The following is a 16,898-nucleotide window of genomic DNA, read 5'->3' on the forward strand; positions in this document are numbered from 1 at the left end:
GCGTGTCCGGTCGCACCGCGAGGGTGCCTCCGCCGCCGCGCGACGGAGGCACCCCGATGCGGACCGGTCAGGGCTGCGCGGTGAGCGCGAAGCTCTGGGCGGCCGATCCGTCACAGCCGCGCTGGGTGAGCTGCACGCTGTTCGCGGCGGATGCCGCCGCGCTCAGGCACTTGCCGCTGTGACGGGCGATGAAGTGATAGCGCCCGCTGCCCTCCTTCACCGGCTGCCACTGCTGGTTCTGGCCGTTCGACCAACTCCACAGTTGCAGCGGCGCGTTGTCGGCCGTCGAGCGGTCGGTGACATCGACGACCTGCTGAGGATTCAGCCGCAGCGCGATCCGCGTGTAGCCGCTGTCCGTCGAACGGAACTGGAACTGCTGCGCCTGTGTGCCGTTGCAGGTGTACTGCTGGACCGCGGTCCCGTTCGCCGTGGCGGCCGAACGGGCGTCCACACAGGCGCCGTTGCCCGAACCGGCCAGGGAGTACCAGGCGGTCTCCGAGATCGGGTCCGTCGGTGGCACCGGCGTGTCCGCCCCGCCGAGCCACTTGAGCCCGTCCAGCAGGAACCGGTTCTGGGCCGTACTGGCGAACGTCGACGACAGAGTGGTGTTCGTCGCGTAGTCCATCGCGTTGTGACCGAAGTTCGCGTACAGCATCCGGTACTTCGTGTTGGTCCACAGAACCGGGTAATAGCCGCTGTACCAGGTCTGGTTCGGGTCCGTGCCCAGCGGGAAGCTGCTCGGGTCGACCGAGGCGAGGACGCGGATGTCCGGGTTCTGCCTCAGGTCGTTCGACCAGCTGTACCACTCGCTGACCGACGAGGTGAACGTGGCCGGCAGGTTCACGGTGGAGGGATGCGTCCGGTCCTCGGTCTTCAGGACGGCGGTCGTCGGCCCCCAGGTGTTGGACTTGAAGTTCCCGCTGCCCAGGAACTGGTTGTGGTACCAGGACCAGCTCTGCGCGTCGGTGGTGAAGGCGGAGACGTGGAAGCCCATCCAGCCGCCGCCGGCGCGCATGTACTGCTCGAAACCGGCGCGTTGGGCCGCGGTCTGCGGCAGGTCGTCGAGGAACAGGACGACTTGGTACGCGTTCACGCCCCCGTTGCCGAGCAGGTCCCAGTTGTTGCTGGCCGTGTAGGTGAAGCCGTTCGCCGCGGCCTGCTTCGGGAACCAGTCGTTGGCCTCGTGGACGAAACTGATGTGGGCCGCGTCCCAGGTGCCGTTGTAGAGGGCGAGCACCTTGAACGGGGCCGCCGTGGCGCTCGCGTGCGCGGCCGGCGGCGCGGCGAGGCCGAGCAGGGTCGCCAGCAGGACGAGGACCCGCAGGACACCGCGCGCCGGTGGGGACTGGCTGATGCGCATCCGGTTCTCCTTTCCCGTACGTGTCAGGGGTGGTGGTCACGGGTAGCTGACGAGGTCGGCGACGTTGGTGGCGGAGTTGGAAGGACCGCCCCGGTCGTTGACGACGTGCCGGATGGTGCCGGTACCGCCGAGGGAGACGGTCACCATGTCCTTGAAACGCACGTTGGCGTTGACGGGCGCCTCGATGGCGTGCTCCGCGGCGACGGCGGGGTTGACGTTGAAGTAGCAGTAGCTGCCGAAGCCGTACACCTCATGGCTGGTCACGGAGGGCGCGACCTTGTAGGCGGCGTAGCCCTGCGTCGATCCGTTCATCCACGCCGCCTGGCTGGGCGGGTCGTAGGGCATCTCGTTCTGGTAGAAGTACGTGCGGCCGCCGTTGCCGTTCCAGACGGTCTGGTACTTCTGGTAGTGCTCGACGAACAGGCCGTACATGGTCACGTCGTCGCCGTTCACGACCAGCCCTGTGTCGGCCGTGTTGCTGGTCCAGCCGACCCCGCTGCCGTGGTCCGCGCGCCACAGCCACAGGTGGTCGCCGATGACGTCGTCGCTGTTGACGGTCAGGCTGGTGGTGGCCTTGCCGACGCCCGCGCCGCCGACGCGGAAGAACACGTCGTGCAGGGAGCTCGGGTCCGCGCTGTGGTCCGCGGAGGAGCCGCTCGGTCCCATCTCCAGCAGTTGCGCGGAGTTGGTCGTGCCCGCGTCGATCAGCAGCCCGGCGAGCCGGACGCCGTTCACGTCGGCGACCGTCATGGCGGTGATGCCGTTGTCGGGGACGAGGGTGGCCAGACCGAGGCCCAGAATCACGGTGTCGGCCCTGGTGACCCTGAGCGTCTGGTCGAGGTGGTAGACGCCCGGCGTCACCAGCAGGTTCTTGCCCTGGGCCAGCGCGTCGTTCAGCTGGGCCGCCGTCGCGCCCGGCTTCACCACGAAGAAGTCGGACAGCGGCAGGGACGAGCCCGCGGGAGTGCCCGAACTCCACGTCGTGCCGGTGGAGTTGGTGCGTACGGACGGGACGAACACCTTCCAGGCGCCCGCCGCGTCGACGTACAGGAAGGGCTTCTCGCGGGAGACCGGTGTCTGGCCCACCGTCGTGTACGGAGGGTTCGGGAAACTGTTCGCGGGGGCGTTCTTCGCGCCGACGAACACCATGTTCCAGTTGGAGCCGGTCCAGTTCGACCATTCGGTGTTGCGCGACAGCCACTGCTGCTGCGAACCGGAGTTGACCTGGCCGTCGATCTTCGTGTCGGCCATGTAGCCGCCGCTGGACCAGCCGCCGTCGTCCAGCGCCAGGTTGCCGCGCAGATGCATGCGCCGGTAGGGCGCCGCCTGCGACACCGCCCAGCGGTCCGTGCCGGACGGGGGAGTCACGGAGAGGTTCTCCGCCGAACGCCAGAAGTTCTGGGTCGCGTTGCCCTGGAACCAGTCCGCCTCGGCGTGCACCGAGCCCCGGATGTCGACGTCGTCGGGGGAGAGGCCCAGACCCGCGACCTGGGTGTAGAAGCCGACGTTCGCGTTGGCACTGTAGGTGCCGGGCTTGAAGAGGAAGGCCTTCCGGGCGGTGCCGAACTGGTTGGTCTCCTGCTGGGAGAAGGCCGCGTCGAGGCTGCTCTGGATGGTCGCGGCCGGGGTCGACGGGTCGAAGACGGTGACGTTCGGGCCCAGGTTCGGTGTCCCCGGAGGCTGTTGCGTGTCCACCGCGTTGACATGGAAGGACTGGGCCGCCGTTCCGTTGCAGGTGTACTGCTGGAGCTGCACGCTGTCGGCGGTGGAGGCGCTCGGAACGTCGAGGCACTTGCCGCTGCCCCGGTTCACGAAGTGGTAGGCGCCGCCGGCCTCCGCCACGGCCTGCCACTGCTGGTTGGTGCCGCCGCCGTACGCCCACAGCTGGACGGGCGCGCCGTCCGCGGTCGAGACGTCGGTGACGTCCCAGGCCTTGGTGCTGTCGGCCCGGTTGTCGACCTGGGAGTACCCGCCCGACGTGGCGGCGAACTGCCACTGCTGGGCCTGGCTGCTGTTGCAGGCGTACTGCTGGACGGCCGTGCCGTCGGCCGTTCCGGCGGCGCGGGCGTCGACACACTTGCCGCTGCCCGCGTTGACGACGGTGGCCCAGCCCGTCGGCACCGCGGCCGCCTGCGCGAGTGCGTCGTTCCGGGCGGCGGCGCTCTGCGCGGTGGCCGTCAGGCCCGACACGGTCGTCGCCATGAGCGCGGTCACCGTGAGCAGCCTGGCCGTTCGACGGCGCCCGGATCTTCTTCGGGACCGGGGCAGGGGGAATCTGGACATGCTGGACACTCCTGAACTGGTGGGGGGTTCATGTCCGTGAACATTGAATGCATTCATGGAGTTGTGGTGATCGGTGAACCTAAAGGTCTGCACCAAAGACGTCAAGATATGAAGCAAAGAACTCTCTCAAATGGCCAGTCCTCAACTGGAGTTGAAGAGACGGCGACCGGAGAGCCCCTGAACTCGGCTCTGTGACAGTCCTGTTCACCGGCGAGATGTGGCGAGGTCGCCGCTTCGTGAGGCGATTCACTTCTTGAAGGCTCGTCACATGGCGCTACCGGCAGAGCTGTTGACGGACGCCGCCCGGCTGTCCGCACAGCCGGTGCATTCGGCGGCCCTTCCAGTGCTCTTGACGGCCGGCCCGCACCTACCGCTCAGTCGCCACCGTGTTCGCGATCAACCCCGCCGGACCGATCGGCTGGTGCGACCTCGCCGGTGGCGCAGGCGACTTCGACCGGGCCCGCTTCGGCCACGAGTTCCGTGCGTTCACCGGGCTCACGCCGGCCCGGTACGTCGAAGTCCGGCGACGGTTCCTGCGCGAACATCCCGGCCACGCGCTGGACGGCCGGCCGCTGCCGGCCGATTGATTTCCTACCGGAGCGACAGCTCACGACACGCTAATTTGGGGCACCCCGAAGCAGAGGAGAGCCCCGTGGGCAAGGTGGTCATGTACAGCTCGGTGTCGGTGGACGGCTTCGTCGCGGACGAGAATGACCTGCCCGGACCGCTGTTCGACTGGTTGTCCCGCGGTGACGTCCCGCTGGACGAGAGCGGCGCGCTGAAGGTGTCGCAGACGTCCTACGACTACACCCGGCCGTACTGGGACCGGATCGGAGTCACGATCGTCGGCCGCCACGTCTTCGACCTGACGGACGGCTGGGACGGGAAGCCTCCGGGCGGGATCGACCACGTTGTCGTCGTGACGCACCGGCCGGAGCCCGAGGGCTGGGACCCCGGGGCGCCGTTTCACTTCGTCGACGGCGTCGAGGCGGCCATGGCCAAGGCGCAGGAGCTTGCGGGTGACCGCATCGTCGAGGTCGCCGCCGGCGACGTCGGTGGCCAGGTGCTTGCCGCGGGCCTGATCGACGAGGTGCGCATGGACGTCGTACCCGTCGTGTTCGGGTCCGGCAAGCGCTACTTCGGGTCGGTCCACGCGCAGCACCTGTTGGAGGATCCTGACGTGGTGATTCAGGGCAACCGGGTGCTTCACCTGCGCTATCGGGTGCGCCGTTGACCAGCTGGGGAAGCGACTGCGCTTGGGCGGACGCTTCACTTCCGACCTGCGGGGATGCCGACCCGCCGGGCAGCAGTACAGGCAGGGTCGTACCTTTGTCGACCGCTGTTGTCCGCCCGTACGAGCCCGCTGTGAGCACGGCGTTCTGGAACGGCCGGACAGGTCGTGCGCGCGATGGTCGGCAGCGGAGCCGACTCACTCCGCTGCCCGGAACGGAAGCCTGCGATCGGCCTTTGCCGGCTGCAAGGGCGCGCCAGGTGGCATGGGCGTGCGTTCACGTCGCACGCCCATGCCGTTCTGGCCGCCCCGCGCGGGCGGACGGCCGGTCAGCCCGCGTCGAGGGCCTCGGTGATCTTGCGGGTCATCTCGACCATGACGGGGCTGGGCTTGCCCTGGTGGGCCTGGGCGGCTTCGACCGCGACGAGGACGGTGCGGCGGAAGTTGTCTGCCTCGGCGGGGTCCTGCTTGCTCAGCAGGCCCATGGCCGCGGTCAGGGCCGGCAGCACACGATCGGCGATCTCGGCCGCGGACCGGCCCGCCAGGTCCTTGCCCTCCGGGTACACGGCGAGCACGTGGCCGACGAGGCCGGTAGCCGAGGCCAGGGCCATGGAGCCGTTCTTGGCGATCTTGTGAGGCTTGTCGACGGCACCGGCGGCGGCAAGCAGCGTGACGGAGCCGTAGGCGGCGGTCCGCAGGGTGGTCTCGTCCTGCCCGGTCAGGGTGACGGACATGGTGGGTCTCCTCGGGGCGAAGGGCTGAAGCGATGAGGGAGAGGGAGCCGGTTCGGCTTCGTCAGTCGTCGATCGCCTGGTAGAGCCTGGTCCAGAAGTCGAGCATGATCCGGATTCCGTCCGGGACGGTCGCGCCGACCTGGGTGAGCAGGATGCCCGTGATCCCGTTGACAGGGTCGGCGTACGTCGACGTACCGCTTCCGCCGTCCCAGCCGAACTGGCCGACGGGCGCGTAGTCACCCTGGTAGGTCCGCACGGCCATTCCGAGGCCCCAGCCGCCGTGCTGGCCCTGGCCGAAGGAGATGTGGACGTTGTCGAGGGCCAACTCCTGCCGCGCGGACTGCTGTTCAGGGGTGAGGCGGTTGGTGGTCATCAGCCGGACGGCGGGCCGGGACAGGATCCGCTCGCTGCCGTGCACGCCCTGGCCGAGGAGCATCCGGAAGTAGGCGTGGTAGTCGTCGGCGGTGGAGTTCAGCCCGCCGCCACCCCCCTGGAACGCGGGGGGCGCGCTGTGGCGTCCCGTGGCGGCCTCGTCCCACACCTGGAACTCGCCGGTCTGCGGGTCGGGGGCGTACAGCGGAGGCAGCCGGTGGATCTGGTCCGCGGGGACGTGGAACCCGGTGTCCTTCATGCCCAGCGGCTCGAAGATCCGCTCACGAAGGAACGACTCGAACGACCGGCCCGTGACCCGGGAGACCAGAACGCCGACCAGGTCGCTGCTGATCTGGTACTGCCAGCGCTCTCCCGGCTGGTACATCAGCGGAAGCGAGCCGAGGCGGCGCATCCACTCGTCCGGCTCGGGCATCGGCACCGGTCCATTGGGCGTGATCCCCTGCTCGAAGACCGCGTTCATGATCGGCGTACCGATCACCGTCATATCCATCCCGAGCCCGAACGTGGAGGTCAGCACGTCCCGTACGGTGATCGGCCGACGCGCCGGCACGGTGTCGTCCACCGGGCTGCCGATCGTCCTGAGCACCTGGCGGTCGGCCAGCTCCGGCAGCCACTCCTCCACCGTGTCGTCCAGGCGCAGCCGGCACTCGTCGAGCAGGACCATCGCCGCCGCGATCGAGACCGGCTTGGACGTCGACGCCATCCGGAAGATCGTGTCCCGGCGCATCGGCGCGCCGCCGTCGTGCCGCATCGTCCCGAGGGTCTCCACATGCGTCTCGTCCCCCCTGCTGAACAGGGCGACCACTCCCGGGATCCTGCCCGAGTCGACATGCCGGGCCAGCACGTCGCGCACTCTTTGCAGTCCCGCCTTGGAGAAGCCGTGGTGCTGGTCGGTGTGGCCGATGGACATGGCCATGGCTGTGTACTCCCTTGTCGATTGAGTGGAGGGGTGTGGAGGGGGTGCGATGCGTCAGCGGCCGAGCCGGTCGGCGATCACGTCCAGGACCTGCTTCAGATCGCGTGACATGCGTGTGTACAGGCCGAGCTCGGCGATCCCGGGCGCGAACCCCTGATGGTCGGGGAGCACCCGGTGGACGCGATGGGTCACCCGGGCGCCTTCGGGGCAGGCGGTGACGGTGTGCACACCGGCGTACCAGCTCTGCACCGCCAGCCTGGACCGGGCCCGGTCCACCTGGATCTCCACCGGCTCCACCGGCCCGGCGTACTCGACGCGGTAACCGTCGGCGCCGGAGCCGGCCACGACGGTCATCGCCCCCTGCCGAGCTGCCGAAGCCCTGGCCAGCACCAGCAGGTTGTCGTCGCCGACCCGCCCCTCGGCGACGGAGAGCAGGAGCGCGGCGACCGCGCCGACGGGCGCGGCGAGCGCCCCTCGTACCTCCCACCGGGCGGGCAGCGCGTCCAGCTCGGCGAGCAGGGAAGGCGTGGTGTGCATGGCGGGAAGCTTGGGCGCGGGCGGCTCGTCCGGGACGGCACGTACCGCGGTCCGGCACGGTGGGCACCCCACCGGCACCCTGTTGACCTGCGCTGTCACCCCACCGTACGACTGCCTTCCGGGTGTCCCGGGACGGGACGGGACACCCGGGGCACCGCTGGGACGGGCTCAGGGCAGGCACCTCTCGGGACCGGCCTCAGGACACCCGCGCCAGCCCCGAACGCGCCGTCGGCACCAGGTAGGTGACGCCGTGCGCGGTGGCGATCTCCAGCGCCTGCCGGAAGTGCCGCGCCGCGGCTTCCCGGTCGCCCGTGGCCAGGCAGGCCTGCGCGTACGGCAGGAGGCTGCGCACCATCCGATGCGACTCACCGGCCTCTTCGAGCAGCACCATGGCCTCGGCGTGCACGGCCGTCGCCTCCTCGCTGTCACCGAGGTGGCGCAGGGCCACGGCCTCGTCCGTCCGGCTGATGGCCTCCAGGACCGGGTGGCGGGTCTCCCGGCTGATCGCGACGGCCTGCTCCGCCAGGTCGAGCGCGGTGCGGGCGTCGCCCAGACCGAGCGCCGCCCGGCCGAGCACGTCCAGGCACATGCGCACCTTCTGCCGGTCCAGCCCGCGCGCGGTTTCCAGCAGGTCCGCGACGACCTCGCGGGCCTTGTCGTGCTCGCCCAGCAGCACCAGGGCCCGCCCGAGCCGTACACCGATGTACACCCGGACGGCGCCCTCGCCGGGAGGTACCAGCCCGGCTGCTTCTCGCAGGAGTTCGAGTGCGCCGCGGGCGTCGGCGGCGTACAGCCGGACCTCCGCCAGCTGCTCGACGGCCAGGGCCTCGCCGACGATGTCGCCCTCCGCCGCCATCAGCGTGCGGGCCGCCGCCAGCTCCGGCACCGCCTCCTCCAGCCGGCCCACCCGCAGCAGCGCGGCGCCCAGCAGGTACCGGTGGGAGGCGAGTGTCCGGCGCCCGCCGAGCGCTTCGGCGGCGGGTTTGCTGACCTCCAGCCCACGGCACAGCTGTGGCATGCCACCGCGCCGTCCGAGGGAGATCACGAAGGCGTACTGGGCGAGCCCGACAGCGGGTCCGTCGACGCGCAGTTCCACGGCGAGCGAGAGCGTCGCGGTGATGCCGGCCCACTCGGTGTCCAGCCAGTCGAGGGCTTTGTCATGAGAGAAGTCGGGAAGCGCGGGAGGGCGCTGCGACACGATGACCGGTACGGGAACGACGACCAGCTCGATCACCTCCGTCGCGGCCAGCAGGCCGCTCAGGTAGTAGTCGGCCAGCCGGGCGATCGCCGGTCCGGGGTCCGCCGCGGCGTCCTCGGCGCGGGCTGCCTGCCGCAGCAGGTCGTGCATCCGGTAGCGGCCCACCGTCGGCTCCTGCAGCAGATGGACGTCGACCAGCTCCTCCAGCAGGGAACGGGCGTTGGCCAGCGGGATCCCGGCCAGGGCCGCCGCGCCGTACGCGTCGATGTCCTCACCCGGTACGAGCCCCAGCAGCCCGAACATCCGCCGCTGGGCGGAGTCGAGCTGCCGCAGCGACATCGCGAACACGTCCGACACCGCCAACTCGCCCTCGCGCAGCCGCTCCACCAAGGTGTCGAGGGTCCACGCGGGCCGGTGCAGCAGCCGCGCGGCGGCCACCCTGATGGCCAGCGGCAGGTTCCCGCAGCGGCGCAGCACCTCGCCGACATCACCGGGGCGGGCCCCGCCCGCCGACTCGATGAACAGCTCCGCCGCCTCCTGGGTCGGTAAGACGTCCAGCGATATCGGCTGGACGCCGTCCAGCCCCACCATCCGCCGACGGCTGGTGATCACAGCGAAGCTCTGCCCGGCGCCGGGCAGCAGTTCACGCACATGATCGGCGTCGGCGGCGTTGTCCAGCAGTACGATCGCGCGCCGCGCCGCCAGCTCCGACCGCCACAGCGCGGCCCGTTCGGTGACCCCGTCGGGAATCCTGCCGGGTGGCACCCCGAGCGCGGCGAGCAGCACCCGCAACGCCTCCGCGGGCTCGACCGGCTCCCGGCCCGGAGTGAACCCGTGCAGGTCCAAATAGAGCTGACCACCAGGGAATTCGGCGGACAGCAGATGCGCGCCGTGCACGGCCAGCGCGGTCTTGCCCACCCCGCCCATACCGTCGATCGCCGCCATCGTCGTGGTCCGCGCGGCGCCGAGGAGCGCGGCCAGCTCCTCCCCGCGCCCGGTGAACGCGGTGATGTCGTGCGGCAGATCGTTGCGCACAGGCGCAAGTGCGGTGGTGACGCTCGGCTGTGCCTCGCCCCTGGCCCGCTCCCACACCTCACGCAGCGGCCTCGGGTCGCGCCCGGCCGCCTTGCACAGTGCGACCACCGTCGGCCAAGGCGGAACGGCCTGCCCGGAGAAATATCGCGACAGCGAGGAACTGCTCCCGCGCACATCACGGGCCAACCCCCGCAGACTCAGCCCGGTCAGATCGCGTAACTGCCGCAACTGCCCGGCCAACTCCTCACGCACGCTTGCCAGCCCCCTCCAACATCACGTGAGCTTCACGCGTTGATCTTAGAGGGGGCGAAGTCGACTGGAGGGGTGACGAGAATCGAACTCGCACTCTCAGGTCGGGAAACTTGGGTCCCTTACTGTGAGAGCTCAACTGACCCGCGGCGGAGCGGTGTCGGCGCGCCTGGCACGTGAGCCCTCGGCCGGTCTTGCTGGCGACATGGAGGGGTCAGTGGCCGGCGGTACCTCGTGTGTCAGAGCTGATCTCGTCGCAGCTGTATGTGCGTCCCCTCGCCGTACGCGTCCGTGACGTCGATGGTCATGCTCTGCCACTCGTCGGCGGGTTCCTCCGGGACTTCCCCCACCTGGTACTCGGCCCGCGCCAGTAGCTCCTCGGTCACCCGTACGCCTGTGAGGCGCTCTGTCAGCGCCAGGACCGCCGTCTTCCTGTCGACGTCGGGATCTTCGTCCCCCGACGGATTGAGACCGACCTCCGTCATCACGCCGTTCAGTTCATCGGGAGTGCTGCCGGTCCTGTCCGCGGGCCACTCGAAAGTGGTCCGCAACTCGCCCTCTTCGTACCAGTGGAAGAAGTCCATGGGCTTCCCCCCGTTGCTCGAATGCGAGACAGCACGCGTCCCGGCGGAGAGTGCCTCCATGAGGCCCGGTCGCGTGCCCAGATCGCCTCCGAACTCCAGAGCGAGAGTCCAGTCCCCTCCCTCGCCCTGCGCGGTGAACGCTCCTGCGAGGAAGGCTTCGGGCCACTCCTCGTAACCTTCCAAGAACTCCTGCTGCGCCTCGATGAGTTCGTTGAGTCCCTGACACACATCGCGCGGCTCGGCCCCCACGATCCGGAACACCTCTGAGGGCGAGACTCCCCGCACCAGCGTCAGGGTGTACCCGACCTCCGAACAGCCCCTCAACGGATCACGCAAATGGCCGGCATGGGAGCTCCCCACTCGCTCAGTTCTGCGATGAGGACCCGGCGGGCCAGTTCGCGGACTTTGATCCACCCCGCATCGCTGGATAGCGCGTCCGCGGCCCACCTGGCGGCATTCGGCTCACCGCTCATCTCGTTGAACACCACGTCTATGCCGTGCAGATCGGGCAGCACATCGTGGCTGAGTTGTCCCTCTTCCACCAGTTGCTCTGACATACGGAAGGCGTGGTCGAAGTCCAAGGCGATCTCATCCGTGGGGATGCCGTACTTCTCCAGCCGCACTGCCTGGACCGAGGGATCAGCGGCCAGCACAGTGAGCGACTCGACCAGCAAACGTCGGCGAAACGAAGGGTCGGTAGTGGTCACGGCACGATCGTCGCATGCGACTGCCCATGCGATCTGTGGTTCCTTCCTCCCGGCTCCTGGATGTGGCAGCGCGGGCGGTGTCTGGTTTGACCAGTCAAGGCGCTCAGTAGCCGAAGAAGTGCGGGGCCGGGTCTCTGACCTGTACCCCTGCAATCGATCAACGCTGCGACCTGCGACTTAGCTGTCAGCGTTGGTCGTCGTTGAGCACCCTCGGACGGCCCAGAGACGGCCCGAGTGGGGCGCCGTGTGCTGCACCTCAGCGCGAACTTGCCAGTGCCGCACGGTCAAGGTGTGCCGAGGACGGTGGCGACGCCCCAGAGTGGCGGCGGCATGAGGCTAATGGCATATGCGGCGAAGTCGAGCGCGCCCTCAGTGCGATTACTCAATGTTACTGATTCAATCCGATTGGTGACTAGTCGTGACGTGCACGACGCCCGTAACCAAGGAGAGAACCCTCATGCGACGCATGCTCACCAAGGCGGCCGGCCTGGCCGCCGTCGGCGTGCTGGCCTTCGCCACGGCGCAGCCCACTCAGGCCAACACCCTCAGCAAGCAGCCCGGCCGCGCCGCCGCCGAGAGCTCCGCGTACTTCGTGATGACCGACGTCACGCGGGAGGAATTCGTCATCAAGCTGACCAAGCCCGGGGACATCGAGCACGCCCGGGAACTCGTCAGCGGGCAGACCACCGACCGGCCCCACGTGCTCACGCGGATTCTCAAGCGGCAGGCCCCCTACAACCCGCGCTGGAGCTACCACAACAACCCCGACTACACGGAATTCTTCGACCAGGCCATCGAAGTCTGTGACGCGGTCATCCCGTACGTCGAAGACCACCTGGACGAAGCTGGCGGCCCCTTCCTGCCCGGCCTGATCTGGTGCGACTGGTCCTCGCGCCTCATCAGGGAAATCCCCGCCCCGTAGCTGACCGACAAGGTCGGCTGGCGCCGTACCCTCACGACGCCCCGGCCCACGCAGGGCTGCTCGGGCCGACCGTTCGTGGTCGGCCCGGGCGCTCCCTGGTGTTCCCCGCCCGTTCTGGCACGGTCGTGGCACGCGCCGTGAGCTTGATCGTGTGGTCGGCTGGAGGCCCCCAGCCCTCTCGGTGCGAACTATGGGCACGACGGTCCCTGAGGTCTGCTCGGCTGGTCACACGGTCGGATGTGGCTGCTGACGGTCGACTCGGGTCGCGACGGTTGCTGTACCTCGCTGCTGTACGGCAGCTCTAGACCTTGTCGTCCCGCTCCAAGATCAGGCTGATCGACCCGCTCTCAAGATTGACGCGACCCTCAAGATGTTCGTGGTAGCCATCTCGGAGCTCGGGATCCGCGAGACCAAAAAGCCGATCCACAAGATCCCGCAGTCCGGCTGCGTTGGCTGCAATGGTCATCTCGGTGGCCGAGCCGAACACCTTGATTCGAGGTTCATCCATGACGTCACGCTACGGTGCGGGCGGGTACGGCAGGGGCGCGGCTTCGGCTACTCGTAGATGACGGCCGCGCTGAGGGCCCGCGCAAAGAACGTCCAGTCGCCGTTCGGCGGCATCTCTTCGCCGAGGTGACGGTACGAGCCGGGCGAGTCTGTGATCCACGAGGCGAGCGCACCGAGGTAGTCCTCTACGGTGCGGTTCTCCCACTCCTCGCCTCGTCGCTGAAAGTCCTCGCAGAGGTCGTAGATCATGGCAGCGAGGGACTCTCGCGTCATGACTTCCTCATAGGGATCGGGATCGGGCGCAACGAAGGGCATGGCCGGGACCCTAGCGTGGTCGGCATGGTGTCGCTCGTCGTTTATCGCTTGCTGACGGTGCTTCGCCCGGAACGCAGGCTTTGAGGCGTGGCCTCATCTTTATCAGGTCGATTAAGAGCAGTCGTCGACACCGGTCGGGCTGTGCATGGCTTCGGTTGGCTGGGCGCGGAAGTTCGGCGTTGTCCATCGCCGTTCGCGCTCGTTGGTGTCAGTCGCTGGTGTCAGAAATCCGGGCACTCTTGACAAGCGCAGCCGGGGCCGGATTGCGTTCTAGCCTCGTGTCAGCAAGGCGCCGGCTGCCATGATTCCGATCAGGCCTGCAACGGCAAGCACAGTCGCTATCACTCGCAGACCACCGAAGTTCTGCGCACGGGCCTGCTGTACGGGATTTCCCTGAAGCCCGGACACGATCACTTCACGAAACCAGTCGGACCCCTTCTTCGAGGCGAATGCCGACCCCATGACCAGCGCGCCCACTCCCCAGATCAACAGGAACACCTGGCCGCCGTGGGAGGCTTGCACGCTGAGCTGCACCATGACGCGCATCCTTGCGGGTTGCCCGGAGCGCGTCAACCGGCGCCACCTGCGACAATGCCGCGGCAGTGACGGGGAACCCGAGCCGTTGACCTACTTCATCAACCGCGTCGGCGACTGAGCCGAGCCAAGCCAGCAGATCGGCGCGCATGCATCCGGGAAAGGACCGGTGGGTCTTGTCGACCGAGAGCGCTGTCTGAGGATCGGGCAGGATCGTGGCTACGTACTGGGCTGTGGGAACCGTCGCCTCATAGATCGTGCCCTGGTGGTGCAGGATGCCGTGCAGGTTGTCCAGCGCCCTGGTCCTCACGCCCTTATCTGCATCCAGCAGCGCGACCAGGATCTCGGGTACATCTGTGGCCGGCCCGTAAGCATGGTGGAGCGCGGCCCAGTTGGTTCGGGTGAGTGTTGAGCGGGGATCGGGCAGGTCGGCGGCGGCCGGAAGTTTGTGATCGTCTCTCACGTGATGCGCCACAGTGGGGCTTCGTACTGCTCCGGGCGGCTGCTGAGCAGTAGTGCTCTGAGGTCCTGACGCTGCTTGCCGCTGAGGCCGAGGGCTTCGGTGATCCTGCGGAACGTCGTGTGCGTGATGCCGCGGTTGTGGGCCTTGGCCTCGAACTGGTCCAGTTGGCGGAGCGTGGTCTCCGGGTCGAGCTTCTGTTCCGGCTGGCTGCCGAGCCAATTGGCCTTGTTGCGCTCGTAGTCGATCTCCGAGTATCCGCAAACCTCGCGGCTGTACTGCTCCGCCTCGAGCCGGCTGATCAGTCCTCGATCGCTCATGGCAGTCGGCTGCGGTGCAGCGGTTGCGGTACGCCGCCGCAGTACCGACTCGCTTAGGCAGTTGCTCCGCCTGGCCATGTCCGGTCCGCCTCGGAGGGAGGCCGGACATGTGAGCTGGGCAACTGAAACTCCTTGCGTCCGCAGGAGCGAGACTGGAAGATCTCGTCAGAACTTTGACTATATTTTTTTTCAATAGAGGGGCCATGTACAACAGATATCGTGCGGCTTTTGTGACGGTAGGTGCCGTCGCCATCTCGTTAACACTCGGTGCGCCGCCTGGTGCCGCCCACACGGCCGACAAGGGACACAATTACCGGGCTGCGGAGACGCCGCTGAGCCGGGAGGGCTACTGGCCCTTGGAGGGGGCACCCGGCGGAATCGCTCCCAACGTGGAGCCGGGAGGCCTGCCACTGACCGTGAACGGCGATGCCTGGATCTACCACAACGAGGACATCTTCGGAGATCCCGCACTGGTTGATCAGAGTGATCTCAGGCTCGACGGCGACGGCGACTGGGCAGCGACATCCGGAGCACCGGTCAGCGGGGACGGAAGTTTCACCCTCGCCGTTCGCGCTCGCCCGGCCGCAGCCGACAACAGGACGCAGACCGTCCTGTCACTTCCTGGCTCTGACGCCGACCGCATCGCGATCCGGTACCAGGCGACAAGCGGGAAGTGGGAAGTCGTGGTGTCCACCAAGGACGAGGCGAATGCTCCGCAAGTGGTCATCACCGAGGAACAGGCTTTGCCCAATGACGATCCCTACGGCGTGGGCGACCACTTGGCCGTCGTCTTCGACGCCCCCGCTCATGAGCTTCGCTTTTACGTGAACGGTCAACTGGCCAACACGTCCACCGCCGTGGACACGACCTCGTGGGCGGCGTCGGGCGGCCTTCAGGTAGGCCGATCGGCGATCCACGGTGAGTACTTCGAGGGCACCGTGGACGAGGTGCGCGCCTACTCCGGAGCCGCGAACCCCACGATGATCAGCCTGATGTCCTCGCTGACGGGAACTCCCGACCTCTGAGTGCCGGATGGTCCGGACACACCCATAGGCCCTGGCTTGCTGAGCCCCTGCACGCAGGACATCCGTGCAGGGGCTCGCCGAAACCTGGTTCAGGCGGCACGCGGACGCCTCGCCCTCGCCCTCGCCAGGTCGATCATGCGGGCCGACGGCTTCGGCCGACCGGTTGCGCTGCAGATTCGCCGCTTGCTCCTTCGAACTGCTCCACGGTCCCAGTTCCAGAGAAGATCCTGCGGTTGCGAAGAGGCACTCGGCTTGAACTGCCTTGCGTAGATGACCTAAACGGCTTCTCGCGTGTGTCCGAGATGCTTGTCCTGGTACCGGATGGGGGCTCAACGCCGCGCGTGGCGGATCTTCGAGCGCCCGAGCCCCATAGCCCCGGAGATCCGGATCCTCGGCCCACTGAGGTGGGAACGCCGCCGGGGCTTGTAGAGCAGGCCCTTCCACCCGGTCTGCAGATTCTCGACGTCGACGATCGCGTTGCGAGGCACCGTGATCTTGGCTCTGCCGGTGCCGAGTTGCAACTCGATGTCGACCACCGGATGCTCGATGACCGCCCGGGACAGGTCCAGGTGCACCCTTCCGAATGCGGACTCGACCTTGAGGCTCCGAGGTACCCGCCATGCACCGCGCCGCTGGATCCGTCCGCCGGCGACAATCGTTCAAGCTGCGACGCGCTCACCACTGCAGAGCTGAAGTGCTGGGCGGACAAGGCGTATCAGGGGGCCGGCGGTCCCATCCGAGTCCCGTTCCGGGACCGTCGCCCCAAGCGATGGAAGCGGTGCCACAACACCACCCACGCCGAGATCCGCTGCGTCGGCGAGCAGGCCATGGCCGTCCTGAAAGGCCGGCGTCTGCTCCGCAAGCTCCGCTGCAGCACCAACCGGATCACCGACGTCGTGAAGGCCGTCCTCGTCCTTCACCACGCATCAACATGAGGTTGGAAGAGGCTCACTGCCCAACCCTAAAGGTGTACGCACACCTCATGCCCAGCAGTCGGGAGCGTGCTCGTAAGGCTCTAGACCAGGCTCTCCGACCGCAGGACGAGGAGGGTTGAGGGCCCAGAGCAGTCCCAGCGCACGAAAATGCCTCCCGCCCGCGCCGTATGCGCAGGTGGGAGGCATGATCGCTATTGCTACTTCTTCTTGCCCTGGGTCTTGCCGGGGATCTTGGCAAGCTGGGTTATTGCTGCTCAGGGGCGGCGGGCTCGTGCGCCTGGTGGTCATTGTTGGTCGTCCTTGGCCACCATCGAGCACCCTTGGACGGCCCAGAGACGGCCCAGCTTTGCCGCGCGCGACTGACGGCCGGCACCCTCGATACACGCCGCCTGGACCTCAGTCGAAGACAGTCAGCCACGACGGCGGGTGCGCCGACCGACCACGCACGCGTATGTCTCGCTGTACCCCCACCGGCCTCAGCCACGCTACTGGCTTGCGGCCTCGACCAGAGCAAGCCCCAACGGCAGGCCCGTGACGACTGCTGCTGAGCCCTCAGCCTGGGAGCTTGGGTCTTTACGGGCCCTGCTATTCCCTGTGGTTCCCCGGCACTGACGACGCCGCTGTCTGTACGGCCCGGAACCTGTCGGGGGAGA

Annotated in this window: 16 protein-coding genes and 2 pseudogenes; 5 read left to right on the forward strand and 13 right to left on the reverse strand. The window is 68.1% G+C overall.

Annotated features, from left to right (window positions below):
- Positions 1-67: 67 nt before the first annotated feature.
- Both OG485_RS38410 and OG485_RS38415 read right to left on the reverse strand, forming a co-directional pair.
- Positions 68-1,360 (reverse strand): ThuA domain-containing protein, encoded by a 1,293-nt coding sequence (locus OG485_RS38410; protein WP_328673230.1) that lies wholly within the window; start codon positions 1,358-1,360, stop codon positions 68-70.
- 36 nt (positions 1,361-1,396) lie between these two features.
- A complete protein-coding gene (locus OG485_RS38415) occupies positions 1,397-3,562 on the reverse strand; it encodes an RICIN domain-containing protein (protein ID WP_328674809.1) in 2,166 nt (721 codons plus the stop codon).
- Between the two features lie 467 nt (positions 3,563-4,029).
- Here OG485_RS38415 and OG485_RS38420 point away from each other — a divergent pair, with 467 nt between their 5' ends.
- Entirely contained in the window at positions 4,030-4,230 is a 201-nt protein-coding gene (locus OG485_RS38420) for a hypothetical protein (protein ID WP_328673231.1), read from the forward strand.
- A 65-nt stretch (positions 4,231-4,295) separates the two neighbouring features.
- Positions 4,296-4,877, forward strand: a complete 582-nt coding sequence (locus OG485_RS38425) for a dihydrofolate reductase family protein (protein ID WP_328673232.1) — start codon at positions 4,296-4,298, stop codon at positions 4,875-4,877.
- Positions 4,878-5,203: 326 nt separating this feature from the next.
- On the opposite strand, the gene OG485_RS38430 is transcribed toward OG485_RS38425, so the two are convergent.
- The 6 genes from OG485_RS38430 to OG485_RS38455 form a co-directional block, all read right to left on the reverse strand.
- On the reverse strand, positions 5,204-5,608 hold the full coding sequence (locus tag OG485_RS38430) for a hypothetical protein (protein ID WP_328673233.1): 405 nt from the start codon (positions 5,606-5,608) through the stop codon (positions 5,204-5,206).
- Positions 5,609-5,669: 61 nt separating this feature from the next.
- Complete coding sequence (locus tag OG485_RS38435) at positions 5,670-6,917, reverse strand: serine hydrolase domain-containing protein (RefSeq protein ID WP_443048854.1); 1,248 nt, start codon at positions 6,915-6,917, stop codon at positions 5,670-5,672.
- Between the two features lie 54 nt (positions 6,918-6,971).
- Positions 6,972-7,454, reverse strand: coding sequence for a hypothetical protein (locus tag OG485_RS38440; RefSeq protein WP_328673234.1), 483 nt, complete (start codon positions 7,452-7,454; stop codon positions 6,972-6,974).
- A gap of 196 nt (positions 7,455-7,650) precedes the next feature.
- Positions 7,651-9,939: an ATP-binding protein gene (locus OG485_RS38445; RefSeq protein WP_328673235.1), complete on the reverse strand. Its 2,289-nt coding sequence runs from the start codon at positions 9,937-9,939 to the stop codon at positions 7,651-7,653.
- A 236-nt stretch (positions 9,940-10,175) separates the two neighbouring features.
- A complete protein-coding gene (locus OG485_RS38450) occupies positions 10,176-10,880 on the reverse strand; it encodes a DUF6461 domain-containing protein (protein WP_443048855.1) in 705 nt (234 codons plus the stop codon).
- A complete protein-coding gene (locus OG485_RS38455) occupies positions 10,841-11,227 on the reverse strand; it encodes a hypothetical protein (protein ID WP_328673237.1) in 387 nt (128 codons plus the stop codon). Before OG485_RS38455 ends, OG485_RS38450 begins: the two co-directional genes overlap by 40 nt.
- 457 nt (positions 11,228-11,684) lie before the next feature.
- Here OG485_RS38455 and OG485_RS38460 point away from each other — a divergent pair, with 457 nt between their 5' ends.
- Positions 11,685-12,149 carry a BP74-related protein gene (locus OG485_RS38460; protein WP_328673238.1) on the forward strand — a complete coding sequence of 155 codons (465 nt, stop codon included), beginning with the start codon at positions 11,685-11,687 and terminating at the stop codon, positions 12,147-12,149.
- 301 nt (positions 12,150-12,450) lie between these two features.
- Here the strand turns inward: OG485_RS38460 and OG485_RS38465 are convergent, their stop codons facing one another.
- The 4 genes from OG485_RS38465 to OG485_RS38480 form a co-directional block, all read right to left on the reverse strand.
- A complete protein-coding gene (locus tag OG485_RS38465) occupies positions 12,451-12,657 on the reverse strand; it encodes an Imm32 family immunity protein (RefSeq protein WP_328673239.1) in 207 nt (68 codons plus the stop codon).
- A 47-nt stretch (positions 12,658-12,704) separates the two neighbouring features.
- Entirely contained in the window at positions 12,705-12,929 is a 225-nt protein-coding gene (locus tag OG485_RS38470; RefSeq protein ID WP_328673240.1) for a DUF7660 family protein, read from the reverse strand.
- Positions 12,930-13,241: 312 nt separating this feature from the next.
- Positions 13,242-13,508, reverse strand: a complete 267-nt coding sequence (locus tag OG485_RS38475; RefSeq protein WP_328673241.1) for a hypothetical protein — start codon at positions 13,506-13,508, stop codon at positions 13,242-13,244.
- Positions 13,509-13,964: 456 nt separating this feature from the next.
- Positions 13,965-14,285, reverse strand: a complete 321-nt coding sequence (locus OG485_RS38480; RefSeq protein ID WP_443048856.1) for a hypothetical protein — start codon at positions 14,283-14,285, stop codon at positions 13,965-13,967.
- Between the two features lie 230 nt (positions 14,286-14,515).
- Here OG485_RS38480 and OG485_RS38485 point away from each other — a divergent pair, with 230 nt between their 5' ends.
- Positions 14,516-15,310 carry a LamG domain-containing protein gene (locus OG485_RS38485; RefSeq protein ID WP_328673242.1) on the forward strand — a complete coding sequence of 265 codons (795 nt, stop codon included), beginning with the start codon at positions 14,516-14,518 and terminating at the stop codon, positions 15,308-15,310.
- 329 nt (positions 15,311-15,639) lie between these two features.
- Here the strand turns inward: OG485_RS38485 and OG485_RS38490 are convergent.
- A pseudogene (locus OG485_RS38490) lies at positions 15,640-15,960 on the reverse strand (hypothetical protein); the annotation flags it as partial.
- A gap of 18 nt (positions 15,961-15,978) precedes the next feature.
- Here OG485_RS38490 and OG485_RS38495 point away from each other — a divergent pair.
- Positions 15,979-16,245 (forward strand): annotated as a pseudogene (locus tag OG485_RS38495) (transposase family protein); the annotation flags it as partial.
- Positions 16,246-16,898 lie beyond the last annotated feature (653 nt).

Source organism: Streptomyces sp. NBC_00328, assembly GCF_036139655.1.
Classification (GTDB): domain Bacteria; phylum Actinomycetota; class Actinomycetes; order Streptomycetales; family Streptomycetaceae; genus Streptomyces.

Excerpts from the sequence above, each read along its gene's own strand:
- OG485_RS38415 (WP_328674809.1), bottom strand. The coding sequence starts at position 3,562 with ATGGCGACGACCGTGTCGGGCCTGACGGCCACCGCGCAGAGCGCCGCC.
- OG485_RS38480 (WP_443048856.1), bottom strand. The coding sequence starts at position 14,285 with ATGAGCGATCGAGGACTGATCAGCCGGCTCGAGGCGGAGCAGTACAGC.
- OG485_RS38435 (WP_443048854.1), bottom strand. The coding sequence starts at position 6,917 with ATGGCCATGTCCATCGGCCACACCGACCAGCACCACGGCTTCTCCAAG.
- OG485_RS38460 (WP_328673238.1), top strand. The coding sequence starts at position 11,685 with ATGCGACGCATGCTCACCAAGGCGGCCGGCCTGGCCGCCGTCGGCGTG.
- OG485_RS38430 (WP_328673233.1), bottom strand. The coding sequence starts at position 5,608 with ATGTCCGTCACCCTGACCGGGCAGGACGAGACCACCCTGCGGACCGCC.
- OG485_RS38440 (WP_328673234.1), bottom strand. The coding sequence starts at position 7,454 with ATGCACACCACGCCTTCCCTGCTCGCCGAGCTGGACGCGCTGCCCGCC.
- OG485_RS38470 (WP_328673240.1), bottom strand. The coding sequence starts at position 12,929 with ATGACGCGAGAGTCCCTCGCTGCCATGATCTACGACCTCTGCGAGGAC.
- OG485_RS38465 (WP_328673239.1), bottom strand. The coding sequence starts at position 12,657 with ATGGATGAACCTCGAATCAAGGTGTTCGGCTCGGCCACCGAGATGACC.
- OG485_RS38475 (WP_328673241.1), bottom strand. The coding sequence starts at position 13,508 with ATGGTGCAGCTCAGCGTGCAAGCCTCCCACGGCGGCCAGGTGTTCCTG.
- OG485_RS38410 (WP_328673230.1), bottom strand. The coding sequence starts at position 1,360 with ATGCGCATCAGCCAGTCCCCACCGGCGCGCGGTGTCCTGCGGGTCCTC.